Source organism: Salipiger marinus (assembly GCF_900100085.1).
Taxonomy (GTDB): domain Bacteria; phylum Pseudomonadota; class Alphaproteobacteria; order Rhodobacterales; family Rhodobacteraceae; genus Salipiger; species Salipiger marinus.
The window spans coordinates 1-7,873 of sequence record NZ_FNEJ01000052.1 but is presented as its reverse complement, the minus strand read 5'-3'; the positions used below and the strand labels follow the sequence as shown (position 1 = coordinate 7,873).

Annotated in this window: 18 protein-coding genes; 13 read left to right on the top strand and 5 right to left on the bottom strand. The window is 64.3% G+C overall.

Annotated features, from left to right (window positions below):
- The 3 genes from BLR51_RS26295 to BLR51_RS26290 all read right to left on the bottom strand — a co-directional run.
- Positions 1-296, bottom strand: a 296-nt coding sequence (locus BLR51_RS26295; protein ID WP_131821902.1) for a hypothetical protein, incomplete at its 3' end; no start/stop codon positions are given.
- On the bottom strand, positions 293-466 hold the full coding sequence (locus BLR51_RS27920) for a hypothetical protein (RefSeq protein WP_165616956.1): 174 nt from the start codon (positions 464-466) through the stop codon (positions 293-295). The genes BLR51_RS26295 and BLR51_RS27920, both read right to left, overlap by 4 nt.
- A 213-nt stretch (positions 467-679) precedes the next feature.
- The gene (locus BLR51_RS26290) at positions 680-916 is read right to left on the bottom strand and encodes a hypothetical protein (RefSeq protein ID WP_089852515.1); all 237 of its coding nucleotides are present in this window, start codon (positions 914-916) and stop codon (positions 680-682) included.
- A 391-nt stretch (positions 917-1,307) separates the two neighbouring features.
- On the opposite strand from BLR51_RS26290, the gene BLR51_RS26285 reads away from it, so the two are divergent.
- Positions 1,308-2,228 (top strand): TerB family tellurite resistance protein, encoded by a 921-nt coding sequence (locus BLR51_RS26285; protein ID WP_110506226.1) that lies wholly within the window; start codon positions 1,308-1,310, stop codon positions 2,226-2,228.
- Between the two features lie 104 nt (positions 2,229-2,332).
- Here BLR51_RS26285 and BLR51_RS28615 read toward each other — a convergent pair whose 3' ends face one another.
- Positions 2,333-2,563 (bottom strand): helix-turn-helix domain-containing protein, encoded by a 231-nt coding sequence (locus tag BLR51_RS28615; RefSeq protein ID WP_375342704.1) that lies wholly within the window; start codon positions 2,561-2,563, stop codon positions 2,333-2,335.
- Positions 2,564-2,667: 104 nt separating this feature from the next.
- Between BLR51_RS28615 and BLR51_RS26280 the strand changes: the two genes are divergently transcribed.
- Positions 2,668-2,955, top strand: coding sequence for a helix-turn-helix domain-containing protein (locus BLR51_RS26280; RefSeq protein ID WP_165616955.1), 288 nt, complete (start codon positions 2,668-2,670; stop codon positions 2,953-2,955).
- Between the two features lie 272 nt (positions 2,956-3,227).
- Complete coding sequence (locus BLR51_RS26275; RefSeq protein ID WP_089852512.1) at positions 3,228-3,830, top strand: hypothetical protein; 603 nt, start codon at positions 3,228-3,230, stop codon at positions 3,828-3,830.
- Here BLR51_RS26275 and BLR51_RS26270 read toward each other — a convergent pair.
- Positions 3,817-4,080, bottom strand: coding sequence for a hypothetical protein (locus BLR51_RS26270; RefSeq protein ID WP_089852510.1), 264 nt, complete (start codon positions 4,078-4,080; stop codon positions 3,817-3,819). The two genes, BLR51_RS26275 and BLR51_RS26270, sit on opposite strands and share 14 nt — an antisense overlap.
- A 175-nt stretch (positions 4,081-4,255) precedes the next feature.
- Here BLR51_RS26270 and BLR51_RS27915 point away from each other — a divergent pair, with 175 nt between their 5' ends.
- From BLR51_RS27915 to BLR51_RS26230, 10 genes are all read left to right on the top strand, one after another.
- On the top strand, positions 4,256-4,432 hold the full coding sequence (locus tag BLR51_RS27915) for a hypothetical protein (RefSeq protein WP_165616954.1): 177 nt from the start codon (positions 4,256-4,258) through the stop codon (positions 4,430-4,432).
- A complete protein-coding gene (locus BLR51_RS26265) occupies positions 4,426-4,680 on the top strand; it encodes a hypothetical protein (protein ID WP_089852508.1) in 255 nt (84 codons plus the stop codon). Before BLR51_RS27915 ends, BLR51_RS26265 begins: the two co-directional genes overlap by 7 nt.
- Entirely contained in the window at positions 4,674-5,198 is a 525-nt protein-coding gene (locus BLR51_RS26260) for a hypothetical protein (protein WP_089852506.1), read from the top strand. The genes BLR51_RS26265 and BLR51_RS26260 overlap by 7 nt, the downstream gene beginning before the upstream one ends.
- The gene (locus BLR51_RS26255) at positions 5,195-5,533 is read left to right on the top strand and encodes a hypothetical protein (RefSeq protein ID WP_089852504.1); all 339 of its coding nucleotides are present in this window, start codon (positions 5,195-5,197) and stop codon (positions 5,531-5,533) included. The genes BLR51_RS26260 and BLR51_RS26255 overlap by 4 nt, the downstream gene beginning before the upstream one ends.
- A 38-nt stretch (positions 5,534-5,571) precedes the next feature.
- Positions 5,572-5,970, top strand: a complete 399-nt coding sequence (locus tag BLR51_RS26250; RefSeq protein ID WP_165616953.1) for a hypothetical protein — start codon at positions 5,572-5,574, stop codon at positions 5,968-5,970.
- A 134-nt stretch (positions 5,971-6,104) separates the two neighbouring features.
- Positions 6,105-6,353, top strand: coding sequence for a hypothetical protein (locus BLR51_RS26245; RefSeq protein WP_089852500.1), 249 nt, complete (start codon positions 6,105-6,107; stop codon positions 6,351-6,353).
- Complete coding sequence (locus tag BLR51_RS26240) at positions 6,350-6,985, top strand: HNH endonuclease (RefSeq protein ID WP_089852498.1); 636 nt, start codon at positions 6,350-6,352, stop codon at positions 6,983-6,985. Before BLR51_RS26245 ends, BLR51_RS26240 begins: the two co-directional genes overlap by 4 nt.
- Complete coding sequence (locus tag BLR51_RS27910; protein ID WP_165616952.1) at positions 6,985-7,125, top strand: hypothetical protein; 141 nt, start codon at positions 6,985-6,987, stop codon at positions 7,123-7,125. The genes BLR51_RS26240 and BLR51_RS27910 overlap by 1 nt, the downstream gene beginning before the upstream one ends.
- 17 nt (positions 7,126-7,142) lie before the next feature.
- Entirely contained in the window at positions 7,143-7,463 is a 321-nt protein-coding gene (locus tag BLR51_RS26235) for a hypothetical protein (protein WP_089852496.1), read from the top strand.
- A partial coding sequence (locus BLR51_RS26230; protein WP_131821901.1) for a hypothetical protein occupies positions 7,460-7,873 on the top strand: 414 nt, incomplete at its 3' end. The genes BLR51_RS26235 and BLR51_RS26230, both read left to right, overlap by 4 nt.

Sequence of the window (7,873 nt, the reverse complement as noted above, 5' to 3'; positions counted from 1 at the left end):
GGCGCCTCGCCCTGCAGCACCGCCAGCACATCGCCCGGCCAATTGTCCGAGATCACCACCAGCCACGCTTCCAGCCAGCCCTGCAGGAACCGCCCGGCGCAGGGCACGTCATGCCGGCACAGCGCCAGGAACTCCCGCACCGCATCGCGGGCCCGGAAATCCCCGTCAGCCCAATCCAGCAGCGCCTCGACCAGATCCAGCATGTCCCGCTCGGACAGGCACGCGGCCTGCGCCTTGACCGCGACCGCCTGCGCGCGCAGCCCGAAGGCAAGGATGGGATCGGAGGCGCGGATCATGCGGAGGGCGCACCACGCAATTCGGCGATCTGCTCTGCGCTCAGCCGCTCGCCATCGATGGCGAGGGAAGCAGAAACCCGCCGCGGATTCGTCAGCGGCAGGAGCGGAGCGCAGCCGGCCACCGGTCCGGGGGTGATGAAATCGGGAGCAAGACGGCGAACAGTGATCATCGCAAGGAATCCTCTATCGGGGGGTGTGGGGCAGTTGGAGAAGCGGCACTGACCAATCCGCCGGGCGCGGCACGAGCCGCCCCGCGTCCAGCAGGGCGGCGACATTTGCCGCCTCTGCAGGTCGATCGGCCGGGGCCTCCAGAGCGCGGCACCATGCCGCGTCCGAGGCGTCGCGTGGAATCGGCTGGTGGCCGGGCGAGAATGCGAGCGAGGTCATGCCTTCCCCCTCCACCAGCGCGGCTTCATCCCGCCATCGCGGTTGGCCTTGCGCCGGCACAGGCAGTCCTGCGCCTTCACCTTGTCGATGCGGAACATCTGCCCCAGCACCGCGCTGCGCGTCATGCCGAAGCGTTCCGCGATCTGGCCAGCGGTCCATTGCTCCACATCGCGCAGATGCAGCATTTCCAGCAGCCGCAGATCATCGGCGCGGGTCGCCTGATGCCCCTTCATGCGGCACCAACCCGGCCCGCCGCGCGGCCTGATCCGGGCGCAGGGGCACCGGCCCTGCGCGATTTCGTCGTGGCGATGTGCGTCATGGTTACCTCACAAAAAGGCCCCGCGCCGCGGGGGCGACGCGGGGATCCAGTCTGACAGGAAGGAAACCCGCGCCGATGACCCCCGGCACGGTTGGGGATGACGTGCGGCGCGCGGGGACATCGGGGAGGATGAGGGACACCCCGCGCGCCGGGCGACGGGGCACGAGGGCACCCCGCCGCATGCTCGGGGGACAAGCCCGAACATTCGATTGGACGGCGCAGCGCGCCGCGGTTGCTGCCAACCTTTTGGTTGCGCGAATCAGTGTGGTTCTTCCAGCTTGGACCCACTGACACCGCTTTTCAGAATGGATTTTCCGATGCTTCTTTTGTCGTGGCTGAGCCACCGCGCCCCAGAATTTGACACACCTCTTCCCGAGTCTTGGTTCTCCGAGCAACGCGGCCTCAACACCGTCGTGCCGTCGGCAGATGAGGTCGAGGAGGATGCCACATCTACCGATGATGGTATTTCCCTGGATGAACTGCTCTGCCTGATCGACTACTGCGGCGCTTCCGGCGAGGTCACCCGGCGGCGCATCACTCTTCGGAAGATCGCGCGTGGCCCTCACGCACCAATCCTCAGCGCGGTCTGCCATGAAAGGCGCGCCTTCCGTCAGTTCCGCTGCGACCGCATCGAAGGGTTCATCACCGAAGACGGCGAAGTGATCTCCTGCGACGTTTTCTTCCGCGACACACTCCTGCTGAACCTTGCCGAACTCGCACCGAGTGCAGCGCAGCAGGCGCTGCCAGCCGCACGACAAATCAGGGAGAGGTTGCGGCCTGCTCTGTCCCTCCTCGTCACCACAGCCCAAGCCGACGGCGAATTTCACCCCGAGGAGCTGGACGCCATCTGCCATTACGTCGAGGCCGAACTGATGGAGGGCACGCGTTGCGAAGAGTTTCGGGACGATGTGACTGTCGAGGTGCTCGATCAGATCACCAATCTGGTGCGTTACATGCGGCCTCAACGCAGTTCCATTGCTGGCTACTTGTCCAGGGTCCTGGACTACAACGAAGCTGACAGAGAGCGACTGGCACGGGCCATAGCTCGAGTCATTGCGGCGGACGGCATCCTGCGGGATGAAGAGGCCGCTTTGCTCGAGGAGCTCGACACGCTCGCCGCTCAACAGGCCGCAGAAAACTATCGGAGATTTATGAAAGGCAGCTACACGTTTGTGATCTCCGCGGACAGTCTGGCGGAGGGCGGCAGGTTCGATCCTGACGATTGAACCCGCCGCCCTCCCGTATCCGTTCGGATAGGCGCGGTAACCTTGATGCGCCGAAGTGCAGCGCAAAGATGTATTCAGGTTGTGGAGATACCGGGCTGCGCGAGTCATTCGGCGGCCTCATCATACTGAGAGGACTTGCCTTGGCAGCTATCGACCCACGAAGACACCGGAACCTCTCCGCCAGTTGCTCGCTCGATCTCCACCATCAACGGGAAGCTTGGCGTCCTTCGAGTCTTCTCCGAAAGGAGTTGGCTCAAGTAGGCTGGGGAAATACCGAGCGTTCGAGCGAAGTCGCCCTTTCGCTTGCCACTGAGGTATGTTTTGAGGGCGTTCATGCCCGAGAGTTAGCTAATAGCTAAAATCCGTGCAAGAACAATTTCACCATTCGCAAATTCATCGGGACCGACCGCTCTGCTACCAACTTAGCATGGAGCTAAATTTGCGGATCCGCGAACTACGCAAGGCCAGAGGCCTAACAATCGGCGAACTTGCCGACAGGGTCAACGTCTCGACGCCTCACATGTCTCAAGTGGAACGAGGGCTGAAGAACCTCAACAACCATCTGCTGACTCGGATTGCCGCAGCACTTGATGTCCAGCCCGACGCCCTCATCTCGTCTTCTGACCGCAACGACATTGGCAAGCTTCTTGATCTTCTGGCCGATCTTCCGGCTGAAGACGTTGAGCGCGTCCGCCAGTTTGCTGAAGCTCTTCGCCTTTCGCGCTGATCTGCAACGCAAAGTTTAGCACTAGCTCTCTGTCTTCCTTGCTAAGCGCCAAAAATGTGGCGATCAGACTCGGCATTACTTCCCCCCGTGTTCTTACTTGGTTCACGCTAGCGCCTAGCGCAGGCGCTGTCTAGCGTCAGGCAAAATTTATCTATCTGCTAAATTCTTATTGACGGTTATTTATCCAATAGCTAATTCTGCCCACACCACCGCGGGCAGAGGCCAGCGCCGGGGCACCTGACCGCCCCTCAACTCCCGGCGCAGAGATCACCATGACCGAGAACACCGCAAACGACAGCGGCGCCAGCACCCCCAGCTTGGGCGAGCTGCAAGATGAGCTGATCCGTCTGGCACAGAGTGCCCCGCCGGGCCACCGCTCGCGAAAGGCGCTTCTGCATGCCGCGGGCCAGCTCAGCTACGCGATTACCGGGGCGATCCCCCGCTTCTACAGCTCCGAGCTTCTGGAATTTGAGGAGCGGCACAAATTCCGCCTGATCGACCGCGCTGTGTCCACGCTCAAGAGCGTCCGCGACGCCATCAGCGACATGCAGCGGCCCCCGGCGCCCGAGACGGTCAGCATGGCCGATCTGCATTGTCAGATCTCGGCAATGGCCGTCGCCACCCCCGCAATCGGCACGGTGCGCCGGTGGTTGCTGCAGGCCGCAGCGGAGACCGCAGGCTGGGGCGAGCCTGACGCAGCCGCGCAAACCACCGTAGCGCCAGCGGTCATCAACGCCGCGACGCTTCGGGCGTTCTATGACGCCCATGCCCGCCAGATGATCGACGCCGGGGCCCTTTCCGCTTGCCAGAGCCTCTCTCGGGCCGTGGCCGAGCTGGAGGAGATGCAAGCTGCAGCCGAGGCTATTTCGGCATGATCTTGGCGGCGATCAGCGCTTTTCTCATCTCTTCCAGTTCTGCGCTGATGCATGACGCTGTTGCGGTAAGCTGTGACAGCTGCCGGTGGACCGTCTTCAGCGACACGCGCTGCTCGCCGCCGATCGAATACCCTCCACCTTCGGAGCTGAAGTCCTCGAAGGCATATGTGAGGTCATCCAGCTTCTTTTCGATCCGTTCCAGAAAACCCTCCGTGCTCATGTCCGGCAGGCTTCCATCATCCATATCCATTTCCCGCGTCTCCTTTCCGCTGGCGTGGGGAATCGCGGGGGGCGTTGCAGCGCCTCCCGTACCTTTCACCGATCATCCCGGTTCCGCAGCCACTGACAACCGTCAAACCAACTGACCCATCGGTACCGACCGGCTGGCCGGTCGCATCCCATGGGACAGAAAGGAGACCCGCGACATGACCCCCATCGAGACCCATCTGGCCGCCTTCCGCGAGGCGGCGCTGCGAGGTGACGAGGATGCGGCCGCCGAAGAGGCGCGGGCCGTCACCCGCGCCATGGCACCGCTGCGCCCCCTGCGGGTTAGCCTGCCGCCCCTGCCCCGCGCGCTGACCGAGGAGGCGCTGGCATGCTGACCGACCCCATCCTGATGACCGGCCTCGGCATGGTCGCGCTGGCCGCGTGGGTCGCCTACTGCATCGACCGCGCGGCGCGGCAGCAGCAGGCCATGCTGCCCGATTTCGGCGCAGCCGACTTTGCCCGCGAGATCGAGCGATTCAATCGCGTCGGGCTCTGCGCCCACGCATGGCGGCTGATGACGCTGCGCGACCCGGCGCCGCTCTATGCCGCTGCGCCCCGGGCGACGGAGGGCGCGACATGCTGATCGATCCTCTGACCGATGTGCATGGTGACACCTATCCCGTGCTGCCGCCGGCGACGTGGCATGTGCTTTCGCAGGGGCAGATCGGCGCGACCATGCCGCTGCCCTGCCCCATGACCGAGGCCGCCGCCTTTGATGCGGCAGCGGCAGCCATCGCCGCCGGGCGTCGCGTGCGGGTGGAGAAGATCCAGCGCAACCCGCAGACCGGCGGCGCGCTGTCCATCTGCGACGTGACCGCCATCCTGCTGCTGGAGCGTGACCTGATGGACAATGACGACGCCACGACGCTTGCCGACCATCCAGCACCGCGCCACGAACCCGACCGCCGGGCAGAAGCCGCAGCGCTGGCCGAAGACCTGCGCGAAGTTGCCCGCATCGAGCATCTGGAGAAGCTTCGCCGCCGGCGCTGCGACACAGACCTGTCCGGCCTGCAGGGCGGCGCGGTGCTGCGGCGCTGGCTGGGGCTGGACAGCCTCTTGACCCGCGTTCTGCGCGCCCTGCGGATCGGGGGTGCAGCATGAACCTCGCAGATACCCTATGCGCGGGCAAAAGCGCGCTTGTCCTGTGCGAGTCGGATTACGAGGCAGGCGTGACCGCGCAGAAGCTTCACGCCTACCTGCGTGGGAGCACGATTCTGCTGCACCGCAACGGCGTCGAGTATCAGGGGGCCGTCGCCCAGTTCGTGACGGTCCGCCTTCCCGATGGCCGCCGCCCATCAGAATTTGACGCCGTGTTTGCGACCTTCGACATGAGCACGCCGGGCGGCGCGATGCTGACCCCGGGCGGACTGTCGGGCCAGCGCGTTAACCAGGTGGGGAATATCCGGTTCCCGATACCGCAAGACCACTTCAAATGACGGGCCCCGAGGATATCGACCTTCACGCGGAGATCGCCATGGCGCTGGAATCCGTCCCGGCGGACCAGCAGACCGAGGCCATGCGCGCATTGGTCGAGGCGACGGGCGGGATGTGGCTGGTGCCGGAGGAGGCGCCAGCTACCCCGCACTATCACGAGCTCATTGTCGGCGGCATCTGCGCGACCGGGTCAACGATGTCCGAGTGCGTCGGGAATTACCTCGCGCAGACGGCAGGCAAGGGCAGCAGGACGGCAGCCACCACTCACGAAACCGCCGTCCCTACGCTGATCGAGGCCCGGGCCACGCTGGCGGATGCCGCTCACCATGCGCCCGCTGATGTCCTCACTGCCTGCGTAGTGATCGAGGATCAGACCGACGAACCCGCAGAGGCGGCACAGGCGCGAGATCTGCGTGCACTGCTGGAGTGTGAGAGGTGAAGCACCATCCAAGGAGTGAGCAGCCTCCCGCCACCTGATCCCCATGTCGGGCGTCCCGCCCGCATCCCCCGCCGCGGCATCGTAAGGGCGCCCGGCGGGGGCAACCTCCAATAGCAGCCCACCGGAGCCGCACCATGAAGAACCGCCTCTCCGACCTGAACAACCACCTCTTTGCGCAGCTGGAGCGGCTGGCCGATGAAAGCCTGTCGGCCGAGCAGCTGGAGCAGGAGGTGAAGCGGGCCGATGCGATCGTATCGGTCGCGGACACCATCACCAGCAATGCCGACCTGCAGCTGAGGGCGGCGAAGCTCTACGCCGAACACGGGGCAGCCGTGCTGCCGATGTTGCCGCAGGTCGGCGGGCCGAAGGATCCGGAGACATGAAGGGCCACCCGATCACCTACAGCGATGCGGAACTGTTCTGGATCCACGACAACCACACCCGCCCGCGCCCCGAGGCCCATGCCGAATTCGTCTATCTGTGGGATCGTCCAGACGTGTCGCTGTCGAACTTCAATAGCCTGTGCAAGCGCAAGGGCTGGCTGACCGGCCGCACGGGCTGTTTCGTCAAGGGACAGACGCCGCAGAACAAGGGGCAGCGGATGCCCTTCAACCCCAACAGCGCGCGCACCCAGTTCAAGAAGGGCGCCCGGCCCCACAACTATCGCGGTGCCGGCCACGAGCGTGTCGACACGAAAGACGGCTATGTGGTCATGATCGTGGACGAGGCGAACCCTTGGAACAGCAACAAGACGCGGCCCGTCCAGAAGCATCGCTACCTGTGGGAACAGGTGAACGGCCCAGTGCCGGAGGGACACCGCCTGAAATGCCTCGACGGCGATAAGACGAACACCGACCCGTCGAACTGGGAGGCCGTGCCCATGGCGCTGGCGCCGCGCCTGAACGGGCGCTTCGGGCGCGGCTATGAAACGGCCCCCGCCGACCTGAAGCCGGTGATCTTGGCCACCGCAAAGCTGGAGCACGCCGTGCGCGAAGCGCGGAAGGGGCGGAAGTGATGACCCACGAACCCCCGCCCACCGGCTGGACCCTCTGGCTGCGCCTGATCTGCCTGATCGGCGGCCTCGCGCTGTGGGTCTGGATCATAGGCGGCGGCATCCCGGCGCTGGCGCGCTGGGTGGCGAGCCAATTCATTTAATCACGAAGGAATACGCGATGGCTGATGAACCACAGATCACGCTGCTCTTTGCCACCATCTCCGAATGGGCAGTTGCCCAAGGCGCGGACCAAATCAACAGGCTTCCCGGTCCTTGGACTGGAGAGACAGACGAATGGACCGTCAAGATCAACGGTCACCCGAACAAGATTGATGATGTGCCTCCCTATGGGTTCTTGGCGACCCACAAGACGGCCTTCATCGGCATGGCGGTCGGCAACGCTTATGGCGGCTGCGTCATCGGTCCATCCGAGAATGAACTGATCGAGCATTTCCGCTCGCGCCTGCCCAGTCCGAACCACCCCCGGAGCGACACATGAACACCCCCGACACCAGCCCCGAGGCGGTCGAGCCTGAAACCTCTTGGCCGCGCGAGATCTGGGCAACTGAGCGTGATGAGCATGATCCCTGCATCAAGGCATATCCCTCGCAGATCCCGGAATATGCGGATCATCGCTACATCGACGGCGACATCTACGACAGCGCGGACCGCTATTGGCGTGAACGCGTAACTGCCCTCGAAGCTGAGAACTCCCGCTTGCGCGAGGCGATCTCCGGCAAGATGCCGCCGCTCACCGCAGGACCGATGATCACGGATGTTAAGTTGTCGATGAAGATGGGAAATCATGGTCACAAGACGCTCTGCGCGCCCTCACCTCGTCAGCCGAACAAGGAGACCCGGAATGACCACCTTCGAGCAGAATTTGAAGCATTTGATCGAGGTGCATCA